Annotated in this window: 9 protein-coding genes; 3 read left to right on the top strand and 6 right to left on the bottom strand. The window is 59.7% G+C overall.

The genetic code is table 11. The annotated features are described in order from the left end of the window. The first annotated feature begins 93 nt into the window (after positions 1-93). A complete protein-coding gene (locus Tel_10975; GenBank protein ID ALP53611.1) occupies positions 94-1,203 on the top strand; it encodes a hypothetical protein in 1,110 nt (369 codons plus the stop codon). Between the two features lie 44 nt (positions 1,204-1,247). On the opposite strand, the gene Tel_10970 is transcribed toward Tel_10975, so the two are convergent. Beyond that, positions 1,248-2,129, bottom strand: coding sequence for a hypothetical protein (locus Tel_10970; protein ID ALP53610.1), 882 nt, complete (start codon positions 2,127-2,129; stop codon positions 1,248-1,250). After that, positions 2,126-3,490, bottom strand: a complete 1,365-nt coding sequence (locus tag Tel_10965) for an exodeoxyribonuclease VII large subunit (GenBank protein ID ALP53609.1) — start codon at positions 3,488-3,490, stop codon at positions 2,126-2,128. The genes Tel_10970 and Tel_10965 overlap by 4 nt, the downstream gene beginning before the upstream one ends. Positions 3,491-3,696: 206 nt before the next feature. Here Tel_10965 and Tel_10960 point away from each other — a divergent pair, with 206 nt between their 5' ends. Further along, entirely contained in the window at positions 3,697-5,445 is a 1,749-nt protein-coding gene (locus tag Tel_10960; GenBank protein ID ALP53608.1) for a hypothetical protein, read from the top strand. 1 nt (position 5,446) lies between these two features. Here Tel_10960 and Tel_10955 read toward each other — a convergent pair whose 3' ends face one another. The 4 genes from Tel_10955 to Tel_10940 all read right to left on the bottom strand — a co-directional run bounded on the left by Tel_10955 (position 5,447) and on the right by Tel_10940 (position 18,061). Further along, positions 5,447-9,892 carry a hypothetical protein gene (locus Tel_10955; GenBank protein ALP53607.1) on the bottom strand — a complete coding sequence of 1,482 codons (4,446 nt, stop codon included), beginning with the start codon at positions 9,890-9,892 and terminating at the stop codon, positions 5,447-5,449. Positions 9,893-9,919: 27 nt separating this feature from the next. Beyond that, positions 9,920-16,153: a hypothetical protein gene (locus Tel_10950; protein ALP53606.1), complete on the bottom strand. Its 6,234-nt coding sequence runs from the start codon at positions 16,151-16,153 to the stop codon at positions 9,920-9,922. 38 nt (positions 16,154-16,191) lie between these two features. Next, the gene (locus Tel_10945; protein ALP53605.1) at positions 16,192-17,319 is read right to left on the bottom strand and encodes a hypothetical protein; all 1,128 of its coding nucleotides are present in this window, start codon (positions 17,317-17,319) and stop codon (positions 16,192-16,194) included. 199 nt (positions 17,320-17,518) lie between these two features. Then, positions 17,519-18,061, bottom strand: coding sequence for a hypothetical protein (locus Tel_10940; GenBank protein ALP53604.1), 543 nt, complete (start codon positions 18,059-18,061; stop codon positions 17,519-17,521). A 508-nt stretch (positions 18,062-18,569) separates the two neighbouring features. Between Tel_10940 and Tel_10935 the strand changes: the two genes are divergently transcribed. Next, on the top strand, positions 18,570-20,030 hold the full coding sequence (locus Tel_10935; protein ALP53603.1) for an inosine-5'-monophosphate dehydrogenase: 1,461 nt from the start codon (positions 18,570-18,572) through the stop codon (positions 20,028-20,030). Positions 20,031-20,059: the final 29 nt, after the last annotated feature.

The raw sequence follows: 20,059 nt of genomic DNA, 5'->3' as shown, positions 1-20,059 counted from the left end.
GATATATTCATTTATACGAACATTCTGTCGATACCTCATCTAGGCAATGTCTAGAGCGGGTAAGAATGCATGTACCAATCGACTAAAACACGTGTGCTGGTCGTAGATGACGATCCGGCGTTGCTGGCAGCGCACTCGCTGCATCTGGTATCGCTGGATTGTGATGTGCTTACCGCTGAAGACGGCCGACGCGCCCTGGAGCAGGTGCGCCAATTTCCCGCTGACATCGACATTATCCTATCCGATATTGTCATGCCCGAGATGGACGGTTATGCCTTGTGCAGGGCGGTCAAAAGCGATGTCGCCACGTGTGAAATACCGCTCATCTTTGTATCGCAACTCAGCAGCCTGGCTGAAAAAATGAAGGGCTTCGAGGCCGGCGCCGACGATTACATCACCAAGCCGATCAGCCCCGAGGAACTGGGCTTTAAGATCTCCAACCTGCTCAAGTTCAGAGTCAAAAACCGGGAGCTCAGCGAGCAGTTGAGCGAATCCAACAACGTTGCCTTGCAGGCAATGAGCTATTCCAGCGACCTGGGGCAGATTCTGGAATTTTACAAATCCGCCTTGAATGCCGCCGGTTTCGATGAAGTGGCGCGGCTGTTGTTCGATGTCACCCGGGGCTACGGACTCAAGTGTTCGCTGCAAATCGTCACCCCTGAGCACATCGTGAATTTTGGCAGTCAGGGTGCCGTGTCGCCGCTGGAGGCGAATGTGATTGAGTTGTCGCGCGGCAAAGGCAGGGTTTTTGATTTCGGCAGTCGTACCCTGATCAACTACCAAGACTTCTCCCTGTTGGTGAAAAACATGCCGCTTGACGATCCGGAACGTTACGGCACACTCAAGGACGCGCTGGGTGCCTTGTGTAACGCCGTCGAGGCGCGCATCAAATTCCTGTTGCATGAAAACGCCGCGCAGCGGAAAAGGCGCATCGTCAACGCGGTGATCAGTATGATGGAGGAGGTGGACGCCATGTTCACCCAGATCCAGCAGCAGAATGCCGAGGTGATCACCGATATGATCGACGAGCTTGACGAGGCCATGCTCGACCTGGGGCTCACCGCTAATCAGGAAGATCTGGTGCGCGAGATCATTATCCAGGGGCGCGAACGCTCAACCGAAACCTTCAAATCGGGCGCGAAACTCTACGATAAATTTTCTCAAGTGCGTGCTGAATTGGATAACGCCCTGGGGGTTAACTAGCCCGCGCCTTACTCACCGGGCGGCCAGATGCTTCATGCCTGTCCCTATTCGCCGGGGGCGGGCTGGTCCGCAGCGAGACTCGGTTGTAAGGCCGGTACGATCAAGCCCGGATCGATGCGCGCATCATTCAGACTCACGCTCCAGTGCAGATGGGGACCCGTGACACGGCCGGTCATGCCGATCGTGCCGATCCGCTGGCCGCGTTCGACCATCTCCCCCTCCCTGACCTCGATTGTGTCCATATGACAGTACATGGTGATCAGGCCCTGGCCGTGATCGAGAAACACCGAATTGCCATTGAAGAAAAAGTTGCCGGTGAGGATGACTTTGGCGCCAGCGGGTGCGGTGATCGGCGCCCCTTTGGACGCGGCGATGTCGATGCCGCTATGGGGTTTGCGCGGCAGCTCGTTGAAAAAGCGCCGCAGACCGAAGGGGCTGCTGAGTGGTCCCTCGGCGGGCAGTTCAAGTAGGGGCGAGTCGGTATAAGCCCTGTCGTCCCAATGGCTCAGGGCGGCGCTGATTTGCTTGGACTCGGCGCGAATACGCTTGAGATCGTCTGCATTCGGTGTCACCTTGCGCTTGTCTTTGATGGTGATGTGTTGGGTCTCGTAGGCCTTGTCCTTGACTTGAAAGCGGTAAGTCTTGTCCCGCCCGGCGCTGCTGGTCTTGAGCAGGTGTTTGCCGGTCTTGGCGCTCAGGGGAATGCCGATTACCGCATACCAGCCGTCTTGATGGCGGAGCACCATCACCGGTTTGCCCTTGTAGCTTGCCTTGGGAGGGTGTTCAGCGGACGTATCCAGCTTGATGACGGCGATGCCGCCGGGCACGCTCTCCTGCCTGGGCAATTCAGCTGCCTGAGCCCAGGTCGCCAAGGAAATCAGCAGGCCGCATACGACGGCAACGGGCGATCGAAGTCTAAATATCATGACGTCTCTTTATGGATTTCATCCACGGTACAGATCAGGCTACCCTTGGCCAGCCGGGCCGAGATCCTGTCTCCTTGGCTCAACTCAGCGGCATCCCGGTAGATATGCTTAGCGGGCATATCCTGCACAATGGCATAGCCCCGTTGCAGGGTGGCCAGCGGGCTGACGCTGTCCAGGGTGCGACTGCATATGGCCAGACGCTGACGTTTTTGAGTCATGCTGCGCTCCCAGGCGTGCTGTAGACGCTGCTGCAGATGTTGCCGCCGAGCGTCCAGCTGGCTGAGTAGTTGCAGCGGTGCATGGCGTTGCAATTGGCTCTGGAGCCGGCCGAGCCGATGACCGTTCTGCTTCAGATTATGTTTGATCTGCCGTTTCAGGCGGAGTTCCAGCTCATCCAGGCGCTGTGCCTTGAGCTGCAGTTCCCGGGCCGGATGCTGACGTTGCAGGCGTTTGTTCAGCCAGTCCAGGGATTGGGTCGATTGACGCAGCACGTGGGCGATCTGCTGCTGCAAACGGCCGGACTGTCTGCTCAGCCGCTGTTGCAACTCATACTGATCGGGGCTGACCAACTCCGCCGCCGCCGACGGGGTAGGGGCGCGCTGGTCGGCGACGAAGTCGGCGATGGTGAAATCCACCTCGTGGCCCACGGCTGCGATCAGCGGCGTGTTGCAGGCATAGATGGCACGCGCCACCCCCTCTTCGTTGAAGGCCCACAGGTCCTCCAGCGAGCCGCCGCCGCGGGCCAGGATGAGGACATCGCAGTCCCGGCGGCTGTCGGCGGTCTGAATCATGCGGGCGATTTCGCCGGCGGCCTGCGCGCCCTGTACCGGCACCGGATAGATCAATATGGGAATGGCGGGAAAGCGCCGTTTCAAGACACTGAGAATATCGCGGATGGCGGCGCCGGTGGGCGAGGTGATGACGCCGATACGTTTCGGCAACACCGGTAGAGCTTGCTTGTGCTGCATCTCGAACAGGCCTTCCCGGCCGAGACGCGCCTTCAGTTCTTCAAAGGCGCGCTGCAAGGCGCCCAGGCCGGCCTCTTCCATGTGCTCGACGACGATCTGAAAATCGCCGCGCGCCTCGTAGACCGTGACACGGGCGCGCACCAGCACACGCATGCCGTTTTCCGGTTTGAAACGCAGTTGCAGATTGCGATTGCGGAACATGGCGCAGCGCACCTGGGCCGCCTCGTCCTTGAGGGAAAAATACATGTGACCGGAGGCGGGGCGCGAAAGGTTGGAGATTTCGCCCTCGATCCAGAGCAGGGGAAAACTGCCCTCCAAGACCGCCCGTGTCTCGCGAATCAAGCGAGAGACGCTGTAGATATCACGGCCGGGTATGTTCAACGCGTCTTGCATGAAGGCATCTTAACCTGGCGCCGTGTTATTCTTCCAGTCTTGTTACCAGGGATCATTTGCCGGTGGATTTGGACAGTCCGATTTACAATGTATGGTGCCAAGGCCAATAACCACAAATCATGGTAAAGCAGCGTAGCAAGGATACGTCGCGGAGACAGGATAGTGCCGCGCTAACGCGGAGACGACCGGTTTTTTATCTGGTCCTGGTGTTGCTGCCCGTGCTTCTGCTGCTGCTGCTGGAGGCCGGCTTGCGCCTGTTCGACTACGGCCAATCCTATCCGCTGTTTATCGCCGCCGGTGATAAATACCCCGCCTATCTGACCGTCAATCCCGATGTCGGCCTACGCTACTTTCGCAGGGAGGATGCGCCGCCCTATCCGCGCAATGATCTGTTTCTGAAGCACAAGCCCGACAACGGTTTTCGTATTTTCATGCTTGGCGGTTCCACCGCTGCCGGCTGGCCCTATCGCGACAATATGATGCCGTCCAGGATCATAGCCACCCGCCTGGGCGAGGCCTTTCCGGATCGGCACATCGAAGTGGTCAACGTGGCCTTTTCCGCCATCAATACCTACACGCTGTTGGATTTTGTCGACGAGATACTGGCGCAGGCACCGGATGCGGTGTTGATCTACAGCGGTCATAACGAATTCTACGGTGTCTTGGGCGTTGGGTCGTCCAAGTCCGTCGGCGATCAGCGTTGGCTGGTCAGGGCCTATCTCGAATTTCAGCACTATAAGGTATTTCGGCTGTTGCAGGATCTAATCCATTGGCTGACGCCGCAGGCGTCGCTGCAATTGCGCCTCGCCCAAGGCACCTTGATGGAGCGCATGGTGGCCGAGAAAACCATTCCGCTCGAGGGTGCGGTCTATCAAAGGGGCGTGGAGCAGTTTCAAGCAAATCTCGATGAAATACTGCGCCGTTTCCGCCAGGCGGATGTGGATGTGATCATCAGCGAACTGGTTAGCAATGTACAGGATCAAGCTCCATTTGTATCTGTTGCCACCCAAGCGTACGAGCCGGCACGCGAAGTGTATCAAGCTGCGCGTCAGTTGGAGCAGCAGGGCGAGTATCCGGCGGCGCGGGAGATGTATTACCGGGCCAAGGACTTGGATGCCTTGCGCTTCCGCGCGCCGGAACAGTTCAACCGGATTATTCATCGCCTGGCGGCTGATTATGAGGTGCCGGTGGTGCCCATGCAGACCTATTTTGAAGGCGACTCCAGCCATGGTCTGATCGGCGCTAACTTGATGCTGGAGCACCTGCATCCCAACATCGACGGCTATTTTCTTATGAGCGAGGCGTTCTTGGACGCCATGCGGCGGGCCGGCTGGATCCGCCGTGACTGGCCCGAGACGCTTGCCGGTCGAAGTTACCGGGCGCAGTGGGGGGTGACCGCGCTGGATCGGGCCTTGGCCCGGATTTCCGTGATGAAGCTGACGGATCACTGGCCGTTTACCAGCGTTGCGGCGGCGGGGGAAAATCTTGAACGATACCGGCCTGAGTCCAGAATTGAAACCCTGGCGCTGGAGGTCTACAACGGCGAGCGGGATTTAATCCAGGCCCATCTGGCGTTGGCGCGGGAGTATCAAGAGCAGGGCGACATCGATGCCGCTGCGGCGGAATATCAGGCGATCATCGAACTGTTCCCCTTTGACCAAAGTGTTTATCGCGCCGCGGCATGGGCGCTGTTGAAGGCCGATCGCATCGATGCGGCGCGGCCGATTATTCTGAGATCTTTGCGCGTCGAGCCGACCGCCGAATCTTACAAGTGGCTGGGTCAGATCGCGTTTCGCCATGCGGAGTATCCCCAGGCCGTCGCGTACTTCGAGCAGGCCCTTGAGCTTTACACCACCGACAATCCCCAGGTTATCGATCTGTTGGCGCAAGCCTATGAGCACACCGGTCAAACCGATAAAGCGCGCCGCATGCGTGCGCGGCTCGGACACCCCTAATCTATTTCACCCGGACTCTATATTTGAGCGTGAAGCTGGCCGACGGGCTGCCGCCATAGGCGAAGGTGCCGCTGGTGGTGACCTCGAAGCTGGTGATGTTGGGGTCATAGCCATCACCGTCCGGTGACGGGGTGTAGTCATACACGTAAGGCCCCGGTGCGGCGGTCTGGGAATAGCTGACCGTATCGATGGCCAGGTCCGAACTGGTGGCGCCGTCGGTGAAGCTGACGCCGCCGTCGTAGTAAAACTCGATCTTATTGCTGTCGATGCTGTTGCTGACGATGGTGGTATCGGCATCGGGCGAGGCATTGCCGGAATTGGACACTGTGATCATATATTCGATCACCGCCCCGGGGATGCGTTTCGGATTGCTGGCACTGATGGGGTCTGAAATAACGCTGCTGAGCTTGGTGACGCCGATGTTGGGCACGGCGATCGTCAAGGCGCCGTCGGCGACCGCGTCTGTACTCGCGGTGTTGCCGACGGCGTCTTTGATGAAACCGACGCTCACATCCAGGGTATCGGCGCCGCCGGCGCTGCCATAGCCGCTGGTGCCCTCGATGGCCGTCCCCTTGGCGCCGGTAAACACCAGTGTCAGGGTGGTGGCATCGGTGACGGTCAGGCTGGTGACATCACCTTCGACAAAGCTGATGTTGGCTGTGGTTGCATCATCACCGTTGATGTCCCAAACAAACTTGGTCCAGTCGACATAGGATTTAATGTCGGTACTGGCGGCGGCAATGGTGGTGAAGTCGGTGCCGGTAATGGTCAGGGTATCACTGGCGGGCGAGTAGGAAGCGCCGGTGATGGTTGCAGTGGGTGCGACATTGTCCACCTGGACGCTTTCCGAGGTGACCGGTGAATTGCTGTCCATGCTGCCGTCGTTCAAGGTAAACCGGATCTGCACATCCGACTGGTCGACACCGTCCAGGCCGCTGACGTCGGCATGCTGGGTATCGAAGCTGAAGTTATGCGCGGGGGCACTGGCGAAGGTCGTGGCTGTGCTCCAGTCACTGCCGCCGTTGTCGTCCCAATCGCTGGACAAGGCCGCTGAGGCGTCGCCATTGGTGGGGGCGTTCCAGGTGGAACCGCCGTCGACGGAATACTCAAAGCTATTCAGGGTGACATTGTCGGATTGATTGTCACGTCCCTTCCAATTGATGGTGATGACGCCGTCGCCGCTGCTCGATTGACTCACCTGGGCCGCGGGGATGAGGTTGTCGGCCGTGTAGCCGCCCACCGGGGGATCATAAGTCGTGACGTTGACCACATTGGACAACGCGGCGATATTTGGGATTTCGTCCCGGGTCTTGACGGCAAAATAATAGCTCGTGCCCGGACTCAAACCCGTCACCGTGAAGGATTCGCTGCTGCCCGCCACGGCGGGCGCGGGTTCGCCGGTGGCCTGGGCGGCGAAGTCCCAATTGGCATCGTTGATGGGGCTGGTGGAATAGCGAATGTCATATAAGGTGGCGGTGCCCGTGGCGCCATCATCGCCCGGCGCGGTCCAGGAGAGTTGTACCGATGTATCCGTCAGCGTGCCGCTGGCCAGGTCGCTGACCGCATCGGGGGCGGTGCTGTCGCCCGGCGTGTAGTTGATTTCGACATACATCTCGGTGACGCGCAGGCCATCGCCCGCGGTATGGTCCACGATCCCTACCAGGGCGTCGATTTCGCTCCAGGTCCAGGCCGAACCGGTGTCGGGATTGGTGGCGTAGGTGGCACCGTTGTGCAGGCTGTAGGTCTGGTCGCTTTCGGTGTTACCGCCATCAAAATAGTCCGCCCCGTTGGTCTTTACGCCGATCTTGAACTGCGACGAAGTGCCGCCCCAGCCGCCGCAATCCGGGTCGCAGCGCGCCACCACACTGACGCGCACGTCATCGATGCTACCGCCCTGGGATGAATCGTCTATATCCAGATAGAAATCATTGCCGGTGCCGGAGGAGAGGCCGTAGGAGGTATTGCCGTCATTGCTGTCCAGGTCCGAGGCGGCGGAACCGCTGTAACTGGCATTATCGCTGGCATTGGCCCCGGAGGGGTGTAAGGTCACCACGCCGCCGGTGGAGACGCTGGTGGTGGCGCTATGCACATTCGAGAGGGCGCTGGTATTCGGCACCTCGTCCGAGGTCTTGATGGCGAAATAATAGGTGGTGCTGGAATTCAAACCGGTCACGGTGAAATACTCACTGCTGCCCGCTATCTGGGGCGCCGGCTCGCCGGTGGCCTGGGTGGCACTGGCCCAGTTGCCGTCGTTGATGGCCGAGGTCGAATAACGTACATCGTAACTGGCGGCCGTGCCGGTATTGTCATCATCCCCGGGCGCGGTCCAACTCAACAGCACCGAGGCCTCGCCGGGAGAACCCGCCACCAGGCCGCTGATGGCCGCGGGGGCGGTCGGGTCGGCGGCGCTGGTGGCCTGTGAGGGCGAGTTGGACAGCGCACTCGTGTTACTGGCGTTGTCCGAGGTCTTGATGGCGAAATAATAGGTCGTGCCCGGGCTCAAGCCTGTTACGGTAAAGGATTGATTACTGCCCGCCGCGCTCGGCGTCGGTTCCCCGCTTGCTTGCGTCGCACTGGCCCAATTGCCGTCGTTGATGGCTGAGGTGGAATAGCGGATATCGTAACTGCTGGCCGTGCCCATCAGGCCGTCGTCTCCCGGCGCGGTCCAGGTGAGGGCGACACTGGTGGAGGTGGGGTTGGTGGTGGCGAGGTCGGAGACCGCCGCGGGGGCGATGCTGTCCGGCGTGTAGTTGACCACCGCGTACAGCTCGGTGACACGCATGGCGGTGGAGTTGGTGTGGTCGACGATGCCCACCAGGTTGTCGATCTCAGTCCAGCTCCAGGCGGACCCGCTTTGGGGGTTGGTGCTGTAGGTCGACCCGTTATATAGCGAGTAGCTGGTGGAGCTGTGGCTGTCACTGCCGGCGAAGTAGCTTGAACCGTTGGTCTTTACCCCGATTCTGAATGTGGCCGGATCATCGCCGTCCCAGCCGCCGTTGCAGCTATTGACGCAGCGCAGCCGGGCGCTGACTCTGACATCATCAATCGCGCCGCCGACGGCCGAATCATCCAGGTCGAGATAAAAATCGTTACTGCTGCCGCTGGAGGTGCCGTAATAAGTCGAGTCATTGGTATCCAAGTCGGTGGCGGCGGAGCTTTGATAGCTGGCATTGTCGCTGGCGTTGGCGCCGGAGGGGTGCAGGGTGACCGAGGTGCCCGAGGGGGTAATGGCATTTGGCGAATTGGACGTGCCCGACCAATTAGAGGCTTCGTCGACGGTCTTAATGGCGAAATAATAGGTCGTGCCGTTTGACAGTCCGGTGACGGTATACGACTGCAGGGTGCCTGCGCTCAAGGGCGAGGGCTCGCCGCTGACCTGGGTCGCGCTGCCCCAATTGCCGTCGTTAATGGCCGCGGTGGAATAGCGGATGTCGTAACTCGTGGCAGTGCCGCTGCTGGCGTCATCGCCGGGCGCGTGCCAGGTCAGGCCCACCGAGGAGGTGGTGACGGTGCCGATGGCGAGATCGCTGATCGTCGCTGGCGCGGTAACATCCGGGGCGGCCGTGGTCGCCGAGGCGATGTTGGAAATGGAACTGGTGTTCGGTATGGCATCCGCGGTCTTGATGGCGAAGTAATAGGTCGTGCTGCTGCTCAGTCCCGTCACGGTCATCGATTCGCTGCTGCCGGCTATGCTGGGCGAGGGCTCGCCCGTCACCTGGGTGGCACTGGACCAGTTGCCCGCGGTAATGGTCGAGGTGGAATAGCGGATGTCATAGCTGTCCGCCGTCCCGCTGCTGCCGTCGTTGCCCGGTGCCGTCCAATCGAGATCGATAGTCGTGGATTGGGGATTACCGGCGGCCAGATCCGCGACCGCCGCGGGCGCGGTGTTGTCGGTCCAGTTGATGGTGACATAGAGCTCAGTGACGCGGATGGCGGTGGAGTTGGTGTGGTCGACGATGGCCACCAGATTGTCAATCTCGCTCCAGGTCCAGGCCGAGCCGCTTTGCGGATTGGTGCTGTAGCTCGACCCGTTATATAGCGAGTAGCCGGTGGAGCTGTGGCTGTCACTGCTGGCGAAATAGCTCGAACCGTTGGTCTTTACCCCGATTCTGAAGGTGGCTGGATTGTCCGCGCTCCAGCCACCGTCGCAGGTATTGACGCAGCGCAGCCGGGCGCTGACCCGCACCGAGTCGATGCTGCCGCCGCTGCTGGAATCATCCATATCCAGATAGAAGTCATTGCTGCTGCCGGACGAGGTGCCGTAGTTGGTGCTGTCATTGTCATCCAGGTCGGTGCTGGCGGAGTTCTGATAAGCGGCATTGTCACCGGCATTGGCCCCGGACGGGTACAAGGTCGTGGTGCCGGCCTCGACCGTTGCGCTTGATAACAGGCACAGCAGCACGCCGATCCATACGTAGATCGAGGCAGGCTTGATGAATGTATCCATTCCTTTATGCATCATGTCTTCATCGTCCTATTGCCCGGCCCACTTGACGGCCTCGCGTACTGAAACCTGATCAAATTTCATCCTGAAGCGCAGGAACACGCCCTGGCTGGTGTAATTGGCGCCGGAGAAGTCCTCGTCGCGGAAGCCGAAAAAGTTATATCCAATACTGATCCAGATGTTTTTCGCCACCGAGTGACCGATGGAGAGGCCACCGCTGTAGTCGTAATGGTCCAGCTCGGCGGCGCGCAGCACGTTGCCGTGCAGGCCGATATCCCAGCTGCGGCTCAGGTCGTAGCGCGTCTCGACGCCCAGCATGTCGGTAAAGCTGGTATAAGTTTGCAGGTTAATGACTTCAGTGACGCGCTTGGCGCCGTACTGCAGCGACAGTTGCCAGCGCTTGTGTTTGTAGTTGGCATGGAACATGTTGATGACACGCTGTGCCTCACTGTTAGACGCAGCGCCTCTGCTTTCGTCCGAAATAAGGTTTAGTTTATCCAGTAGAATCCAGCGCGAGGCATTGGGGCGATAGGCGAAGCTCAGGCCCACATTACTGCGCTCCTGTTGTTCGCCGGTGCTGCGCTCGGTTTGATTCAGCGTCAGACTGGCCAGCATGGAAAGCGAGTTGTGGGGCGTGGTCTGCATCGAGGTGGCCAGTGAGTGACTGTTTTGACTGTCACCGTTGCGGTTTTCGATACGGCCGGTCCACATCCAGTCGCCGGCCATATAGGTCAGCCCCAGCGAGGCGGCGACAAACTCTTCTACAGCAGGGCCATTGACAAAGGGCACATTGTTGTCCAGAGGCATGCCCAACTTTTCACTGAATAGCTTGGATTGTTCGGCGCCGATATCCATTGACCAGGCCTGGCTGAGTTGCCAAGTCTGGGTGCCGGCGACATTCGCGGCGGTGCTTTCGCCTGCGGCCGATTGTGAGGCGCTGACGCCGGTATAGAGTGTGCCGCCCGACCACGGCGTGGATTTCACTCCGATCAGGGTGTGGCGGGTATCACGAATTTGACCGTCGCTGATTTCCTGTTCGGCGAACAGGCTGATCTTGTCGTTGAGACGCAGGTCTGCACCCAGGCGCGTGCGATCGGGAAAGTCGATGCTATTGCCGTCACTGACATTATTTTCGTGATCGGCGCGGGCGATCAGACGGTTGTCGAAAAAGCCCTGAGTGATACCGCTGGTGACTTGTTCCGATTTCTGCTCGCTGCCATCGCCGCGGCTGTCGACCGCGCCACGCAGCCCCAGGCGCAAGCGGGTACTGTCTAGATTCATCTCCGCCTGCACCTCGGCCAGATCGCGGCTGGCCTCGGTGGCGGTGTGTTCCTGACGATAGGCTTGGCCGCTGAGGTTGATGGATGCGCTGGCCTGGATACGGGTCTCGGCGCCGATCTTGCGCGTACTGTCTTCCGAGCCGTTGGTCTGACCCAGACCGAAGCCGGTGTCGGTCTCGCGCACATAGGCCTTGCTGCTGTTGGTGGGTGTCTCGTGTTTGAGCTCGGCAATATAGGCATCGCCTTGGCCTTCGGCACCGACGATGTTCCGATCGACGCTGCGGGCCGCTTCCACATGCAACTCGGTGTTGTCGCTGATCTGGTAGTCCGCATCCACACCGCTCAGTTTGGCCTCGCCGCCGGTGCGGCCCTCGTTGACGTGGGTCACGCCGACACTGAGCTTGTCGCTGAGCCGGGTCTGGGCGCGTAACCCATAGGTGACTCGTTCGTCGGCGGCGTCATAGGCTTCGTACTTGACCACGATGAAGACATGATTAAAATTCTGATTGACGCTGAATATCGGCTCGCGGAAAGTGATGGTTCCTTCGCGATAGTCGATGTTGTAGTCGGTGTGGCGCTGCATTTCGACACGCTCCAGGATTTCTTCGCTGCGCAAGCGGTCGCGGGTTTCGATGACGACCTTTTCACTGTTCATGGCGATGTTGCTGCGCGACAAGCGGTAGGGGCCGCTGCGCCCTTCGCCTCTGAATTCGTCCTTGACGAAGGACTGGTTGGTCTGGCTGGTGAAGACGGTAATATCGTATTTCTCGTCTTCATATTGCGATTTCACCCCGGTCAGGGTGCGACTGTAGAGCGCCAACTCGGTTTCGTTGAAGTCGGTTTCGTAGTCACCGAACAGCAGGTAGAAGGCCTCCCGCTCCAGTTTCAGATAGAGCTTTTCGCTGCTGGCTGCGTCATTACCGTCGTTGGCGTTGTCGCCGTAGACCGTATAGTAGCTGTCCGGGTCGACAATCTGGAACAGGTTGGGGTCTTCGCCGGGTACGCGTTCCTTGTCGCTGTCATAGGCTAACGTCAACAACCATTTGCCCAGCACCTGTCCCTTGGCGAAGAAGGCAAGCCGGCCGTCCTGGTAAATATCTTGTTGCGCCGAGTCGCCTTGCAGCGGCGCGCTGTTGCCCTTGATAAGGTTGTGACCCGCCGTCCCTTCGGCCAGGCCCACCAAGATCCAGTCGCGTTGTTCCGCCTGCAACCTGGCCTTGATCACTTGCGCGTCCTGATTGGGGCGTGGCAATTCGATTTCCACCTCACCGGAACGGCTGGTGGGCGCCAACTTGATGCGGGCGATGCCGTCGGCACCGACGTTGAAGCTGCGCAGATCCTGGGGTGCGGCACCGGGCATGACGTCCAGGTCGAACTCGGTATTGTCAGCCGCGTGATAGGGCGGCTTGACGCGGAACTGGCCGCCCATGCCCGGGCGCAGCGGGTAGCCGTCCTTGTCGGTCATGCGCAGGGCGATGACGGGGTGGCTGCGGCCGTCGGCAACCAAGCTGGATGCGTCACTTACCAATTCGGCCTTGGCGAAGCCGCCGGACACATGCACGCTGCGTTTCAGATGTGCGACTACCGTGCCGCCGGAGTCTTTGACGACGGCTTCGAGCATATTGTCGCCGATCTGCAGGTCGACCCCTTTCCAGAGACTGAGTACGGCACCCCGCTGGTTTTTGACTGAGCCTTCATAGTTGACGCGTGGCACGGTTTGGCCGTTGAGCTTGAGTTCGATGAACTGGCCTTTGCCATGTTTGAGCGTGATCGCGGTACTGGTCTGGTCCGGCAGTCCATCGGCCGCCGGCTGCAACCATTCCAGGTCGGAATCCTTGCCTTGCAGCCAGGCAGCGTCATAGACAATCTTGGGCGTTTCCGGTTCTTTAACACTGGAGGTGGCGTCTGTCGCGCTCGCGGCCGGGTCCTTGCCCTGGGTGGCAACGGTCTGTTGCTGCCCCGCGGTGGCCTCGAGGCGCGGATCTGTTTCAGCGATTTTAACTGCCTTTCCGGTGACGTGATCCATTCTATATATACGTATCTCCACGCGCCGATTCATCTGGCGGCCCTGTTCGTCGTCCTCGATGCCGAAGGGTTGGCTCGTGCCCTTGCCCTCGGCGCTGACGGATCCAGGGCTGAGCTGGAGTAACTGCTGCAGCTCATTGGCCACGGCCAGGGCACGGCGTTGCGAAAGCCGTGTTTTATCGCCCGGGTCGCCGCCGTCGGCATGGCCGATGGTATGGATGCGGATGTCGTCGACGCCCGCCAGTTTCTCCGCCAGCTTGGCCAGGGCGAATTTGTCATCTGCGTTCAGGGTCGCGGTTCCCGTCTCGAAGCGCGGTGTGAAGATAAAGTCTTTCCCGACTAAGGCGTTGTCACTAAGTTTCGGAACCAGCATGAGTAGGTGATCCGCCACCGGCGTGCGCTGGTTGCGCTTGGCCGGGGTGTCAAACAACAGAAAGCCCTTGGTGATCATTTCACCGGCCGTATCGACCTGCGGCGGCAAGATGGCGTAGCGCAAGGTTTGATGCCCTTGCGCGGCGTCGGCGTCGCCGAGGCGATAGCTGAGCATGTTGTCATTAATCGTCGGATCCTCGATGGCGCGCTCGCCCATGCGACTGCTGCCGGAGAGGTACACCGCCCCCTCGGGGATCAAGACATTGAAGCGCATGTTCTCGATCGCCACCGTTTCACTGCGGATGTCGACCCGATAGGGGACGGTGTGGTTATCCCGCTGCATTTCATTGCTGAGCTGCAGGGAGACATTGCCCACGGGGATGGGTTTGTTGGCGACATGGAAGTCGGTGCGCCACAGGGTGCCGCCGCGCACATCGACAAACTGCGACCAGGCGCGGCCGGCGAAGCGGGTGTTGTCCTCGCTCAAGATCACTTCGTATTGATCGGGAATGGTATCCAGGTCGAGTTGCACCACGTGGCTGCCCGGCTTGATGTCTTCGAAGTGATACATGCCGCGTTCATCGGTCACGGCGTAACGGCCATCCTCCAGGTAGATGCGCGCACCTTCCAATCCGCGGCGGGTGACGTCGGCGTCGCCTTCGCGCGGCTCGATCAGGACCTGTCCCATGAGCAGGGCGCGGTCGCGCATCATTGCGTTAATCACTTGGGCATAATGTTCGGCCGTATTGGAGCCGGCGGCGCCGCCGTTGGCGCCGGCGCGGCTGCCGCTGCGCACCGCGCCGCGATTCAATGCGCCGACCGCGGCGACGTATTCGACGCTATAGGTTTCGCCGCTGTTGATGTTGCCCAGGTCGAATGTCAATTCCGCGCCGTTGTCTGAGGTCTGGGGCGCACCGGCGGGCAGGCCGTTGACCAACAAGGATTGTTCCTGGAAGCGGAAACCGTGGGGCAGGGTGTCCGTCAGCACTACATCGTTGAGTGTGACGGCGGCGACGTTTTCCACTGAGACCTGATAATGGATGAAGTCACCCGGGGCGACCTTGTTCTTGTCGGCGCTGCGCTGGACATACATTTGCGTGCTCAGGGGGTCGACCGGGATGTCGATGTGCAGGGGTGGACCGGGGTTGAGCGGGAATACCTCGCCGCGCGAGCCCAGGGTGATGGCGTAGGGCGCCGCGGGCAGTTGGTTGATCAGCGCCGCGGACTGGCTCGACGGCCAGCGGTATGGGACATCGGCGGGCGGCGTCACCACCAGCTTGTAATTGCCCGCCGGGGCGAAGGGGAAGCGGTAGGCGCCGTCGGCGAAATGATACACCGTGCCGCCGCTGTCGGTGACGCTGCCGCCGGTGACCACCGTGGCGGGATAGCTGCTCACTCCGTCGTCGCCGTAAACGCTGGCGGGCAGGCCGGTATCGGCATTCACCATGCTGACCGTATAGCCGTTGAGCAGTGCGCCAGTGGTGCTGTTAAAGATGATGCCGTAGGGATCTATCAGCACCTCTTGCAGATTAGTATCGTTCTGATCGACGCCGTCGACATATTTGAAGCTAACCGTGGTATCGGTGTTGACATCAAGAACGCCGTCATTGCTGACGGCAGGCTTTGCCGTGAGTGTGATATAGCCGGTGAAGACGCCGCTGTCGGCGCCGTTTTCCTGTAGTTTGATGGTTTCGGTTTCTTCCCCTGCTGGGATACTGAGGGTGATCTCGACGGTTTCCGCATTGGCCCCGCTGATATTTTGATCGGGATCATCCAGCACAATGAAGATCACCTGGTCGTGGCTGAAGGTGGCGTTCTCTTTCAGCGGTACGGGACTGGCCGTGACGTCCAGCCCAGGTGCCTGAATCAGTTGCGGCGCCGGTATCGGTTGATAGGTATTGTTGCTGTCGAGGTATGCGCTCGGCATGACCGCGGTGGCGTCGGCATCGCTCGCAGTGGAGTACTGCATCAGTTTCAGCGTACCGGAACTGCGGGCGCTGATATTCAGCGTAATGTCTTCGCTGTAGATCTGTTTGTCATTCGCCTCGTAAGTGACTTTCATCGACGCGCTTCGCGCTGCTGCGGTCAGAGGCAGATCCACTTGCGCTTGATAGGTTACGCTGCTCGCCTGGGCAAGATCGCTGACGCTGTATTTTTTGCGTTTGCCGCTCTCCGAGGTGCTCTCTGTGACCAGGCTGACATTGGCACCGTTTAACTCCACGTTGATGTCGGGATCGGTGTCAATGGTAATAAATCCGTTATCCAGGCTGTTTCCGCCTGTATTGTCGATGCTGATATCCAGGCTTGCACTGCTGCCGGGATAGTAGTGATTGCTGTTCTGTCCCGCAACCGCCATGTTGCCCAAATCAGGCGACAGGGTAGAGTCAACGGTAAACTGTTCTGTGTTGGATGTCAGATTGTAATGCGCGGTGTTGATGTCGTAACTCACCTGCGCGGTATTGTTGATAACCGTACCGGCAGGCACGGCAAAAGTAAGGCCTGGCCACCACAGCGTGGCCAGGCAAATCAAAAGAAACGTCGTGCGCAGACGCAACACGGCCTTTTGAGCGGCGCGGACGCCGCTCATGAAGGCCTGTCTACGAACTGCGAAACGACCCGGCACGCTTAGTCGATGGTCACTCTGAAGGCGACGCGCGTGGTGGTGCCGGCGGCGACCGACAGTCCCGTGATGGTGACGGTATCCGCCGTGGTGACATTGTAATCACCGGTGTCGCCGTCACTCTCCTGGGTGTAGGTGGTGACGCTCGGCGTACCCGACAGGTCGGAGGTGACCTCGATCTCATCCGTGCTGCCGTTGTACTGGTCAGCCGCGAAGGTGATGTTGGCCAGTTCACCGCTCAGGTCATCGGCGACTGTGACATTGGTGGCCGCCGTGCCGCCGCTGTTGGCGATATCGATGCGATATTCCACCACCGCGCCCGGGATGCGTTTCGGGTTGCTGGCGCTGAATCCGTCACTGATCACCGTCGAGGACTTGGTCACCGTCAACGTGGCGCCGGCGACCTTCCACTCACCCTGAAGGGTGTGCTTGCCGTCGCGGGCGGCATCGCTGTTGTCACCGGTGCTGTCGGCAAAGACGATATCGACGCTGCCTTCAGTATCGGCGCTGCCGTCACCGGTTTCGCTCTCGGCCGCGCCCTTGGACGCGGCACCCCCACCGACGGCGACCTGGGCTTCCAGGTAGTACGAGGCGATGGAGGCGTCGGCCTGACCGCTGGGAATATCACCGACCAGGTAAACCACCTGCTGGCCGCTGCTGGCCAGTTCGTCGATGTAGGCGTTGGCGGTAACGTCGGTCTCCGTTCCGGTGCCGTCCCAGCTGGCGTTGCCGTCGTCCAGATAGATTTTGAAGTTGGAGGCATCAAAATTATCCGTCCCGCCGTACTTACCCGCACCGCCGGCGAGGGCGGTGGCGGTCAGCAGCATGTCCTGCACATCGTTACCTTCGTTGGTAACGCGGAACTTGAGCACGACGGTGGTCTGACCGGGGGCGACCGAGACGGCGGCGCCGTCCAGATTTTCCACCAGTGCGTCGACCTTTTTGTCGACCACGAAGTTGACGCTGTCGCTTGCTTGGGGTTGGGCCACGCCGCTGACCTCGTAGTCCACGGTCGCGGTGTTGTCGACCGAGGTGCCTGAGGCTACGGCGAAGACCGCCTGCGGGCTGGCCGCGAGTAACAAGGCCGCAGCACCGCCGCCGAGGAACCTTGTTATGGATTTATACGTTTTCATTGTGTATCTCCTGTTTCGTTTGCCGGTTCCTTGGCGGGAGATGATGTCCGTATCGCGGGTTGATTGAATTTCTGTGTTGCTATTTCCTATCCGCTATCCGGGTTCATGGCGGCGATCCTCGTATCAATGTCAGGGTCTTGATATGCAAAAATGCCCAGTGGGCATTCCAAGTCAGGTCGTTGTTGGGGGAGCACATGGTTTATTCCTCGTTGACTTTGGTTTTGAAGCTGACGCTGCCGGTTTGGCCGCTCTCGACGCGCGGCAGCAGCCAGCGAATATGGGTGTAATCCTCGGGCGTGGCGGGGCGGGTCTCGCCCGAGCCATCGGTGATGGTGAGATTGCCCGCTGCATCAAAGCTGTTGCCGCCATCTACCGAGAAGCTGACGCTGTCGCTGCCCATGGCGCTGCCGGGCAGGTAGGTCACTTCGGCCGGGATAAAGTTGCGGATGGCGACGTTGTCCGCCGCTTGCTTGCCGGTGTATTGGTAGCGCGTGGTGTAGACCACGGTGTCGCCCGGGATGACGTTCTCGGCATTGGTGCGTTTGAGGCTGGTATTGCCTTGCGCGTCGATGACTTCAACTTCCTCTTCCACCGTCATCTTCAGTTCCATGGGGGTGTCTGCGGCCAGGGCATTGCCCCAGCCCAGGCAGAAGATGAGGGCGCTGATGAGGGCGGTAATGATTGACTTGTGCATGGTGGTTTCCTTGTCGTGCTGAGGTTGAATGTTGAATGCTTGCTTCACGTGTTTATCTCCGTTGCGGTATTTGCATACACTTGACTGTTTAAATTGCAGGAACCGTGCCGTCTAAAAAAAACCTAAAAAAATATATTTAATTCAATAAGTTGAAACGTATTTGTGATGCCGGCGATAAGCGCGGATCGTCTTTGTCCGGCGGGCCTATTAGGTTATCGGCCTAAGTGATTGTTTATTAACGATTCATGAATTAACCGTGTTCTATTGCTCAAAACGGCTTGACAAAAATGGTCACTTTGTGCCGCTTGGCGTCACTCTCGGGCGCATATATCCGCTGAAAAATGTTATAAAACAACTGATAGGGGATTTTTGTTAATCATTATTCGAGGTGATGGAAAGGGGCACCTAAGGCGCAAAAAGCGGAATCAGTTGGCAATATGGGGAGGGCGCGCGTCTTCAAGCCATGGCGCTCAGGGAAAAGGGGATGTCTGACTTTGCTTTACCGGCTATGGGCGACAAAGTATAATCCAGCCGTTTTAACTGACGGGATTTGGTCATGCGCATCATAGAAGAAGCTTTAACGTTTGATGATGTTTTGCTGGTGCCGGCGCACTCCACCGTGTTGCCCAAGCAGGTGGACCTGTCCACCCGCTTGACGCGCGAGATTACCCTGAATATCCCGTTGGTCTCGGCCGCCATGGATACGGTGACCGAATCCCGTCTGGCGATCGCCCTGGCGCAAGAGGGGGGCATCGGCATTGTCCACAAGAACCTCTCCATCGAGACCCAGGCGGCCGAGGTTTACAAGGTCAAAAAATACGAAAGCGGAGTCATCAAAGATCCGATTTCCGTCTCGCCCAAGACCACCATCCAGGAAGTGCTGCAGCTCACCCGGCAACACAATATCTCCGGCGTGCCGGTGGTGGACGGGGCTGAGCTGGTGGGTATCGTCACCAACCGCGATCTGCGTTTTGAGACACGTTACGACGAGCCGGTCTCCAAGGTGATGACGCCGAAGCAGCGTCTGGTGACGGTGAAGGAAGGCGCCTCGCGCGAAGAGGTGATGGCGCTGCTGCATCAGCATCGCATTGAAAAACTGTTAGTGGTGAACGAGGCATTCCACCTGCGCGGTCTGATCACGGTCAAGGACATTCAGAAGGCCCAGGACAAACCCAATGCCTGCAAGGACGAATTCGAGCGCTTGCGGGTGGGTGCCGCCGTGGGCACCGGCGGCGACACCGAGGCGCGTGTCAGCGCCCTCGTCGATGCTGGTGTCGACGTGCTGGTGGTGGATACCGCCCATGGCCATTCCCAGGGTGTCATCGATCGTGTCGCCTGGGTAAAAAAGAATTATCCCGACGTGCAGGTGATCGGCGGCAACATCGCCACCGCCGCGGCGGCCAAGGCCCTGGTGGAGGCCGGCGCCGACGGCGTCAAGGTCGGCATCGGGCCGGGCTCGATCTGCACCACGCGCATCATCTCCGGGGTCGGCGTGCCGCAGATCAGCGCAGTGGCCAATGTGGCCAAAGCCCTGGAGGGCAGCGGTGTGCCCTTCATCGCCGACGGCGGGGTGCGCTTCTCCGGCGACCTGGCCAAGGCCATCGTGGCCGGCGCCTATTGCGTCATGGTTGGCGGCATGTTCGCCGGCACCGAAGAGTCGCCCGGCGAGGTGGAGCTGTTCCAGGGTCGCACCTATAAGGCCTATCGCGGCATGGGCTCATTGGGTGCCATGCAGCAGGGCTCCAGCGACCGCTATTTCCAGGATTCGTCTGAAGGCGTCGAGAAGCTGGTGCCGGAAGGTATCGAAGGGCGGGTGCCCTACAAAGGCAGCATGCTCGCCATCGTGCATCAGTTGATGGGCGGCCTGCGCGCCAGTATGGGCTATACCGGTTGTCACAATTTGGAAGAGATGCGCACCAAACCGCAATTCGTGCGCGTGACCAATGCCGGTATGACCGAGAGCCACGTCCACGATGTGACGATCACCCGCGAATCGCCCAACTACCGCATCGACTAAATAAGCCAGCAGCCGGTGTTCTGTCGGCC

It is taken from the genome of Candidatus Tenderia electrophaga (genome assembly GCA_001447805.1).
GTDB lineage: Bacteria > Pseudomonadota > Gammaproteobacteria > Tenderiales > Tenderiaceae > Tenderia > Tenderia electrophaga.
The sequence above is the reverse complement of the archived record's forward strand: the minus strand, read 5'-3'. Positions and strand labels throughout refer to the sequence as shown.

What these genes read in the sequence shown, in the direction of transcription:
- Tel_10970 (ALP53610.1), bottom strand. Translation starts at nt 2,129, where the DNA reads ATGATATTTAGACTTCGATCGCCCGTTGCCGTCGTATGCGGCCTGCTG.
- Tel_10965 (ALP53609.1), bottom strand. Translation starts at nt 3,490, where the DNA reads ATGCAAGACGCGTTGAACATACCCGGCCGTGATATCTACAGCGTCTCT.
- Tel_10955 (ALP53607.1), bottom strand. Translation starts at nt 9,892, where the DNA reads ATGGATACATTCATCAAGCCTGCCTCGATCTACGTATGGATCGGCGTG.
- Tel_10950 (ALP53606.1), bottom strand. Translation starts at nt 16,153, where the DNA reads ATGAGCGGCGTCCGCGCCGCTCAAAAGGCCGTGTTGCGTCTGCGCACG.
- Tel_10945 (ALP53605.1), bottom strand. Translation starts at nt 17,319, where the DNA reads ATGAAAACGTATAAATCCATAACAAGGTTCCTCGGCGGCGGTGCTGCG.
- Tel_10935 (ALP53603.1), top strand. Translation starts at nt 18,570, where the DNA reads ATGCGCATCATAGAAGAAGCTTTAACGTTTGATGATGTTTTGCTGGTG.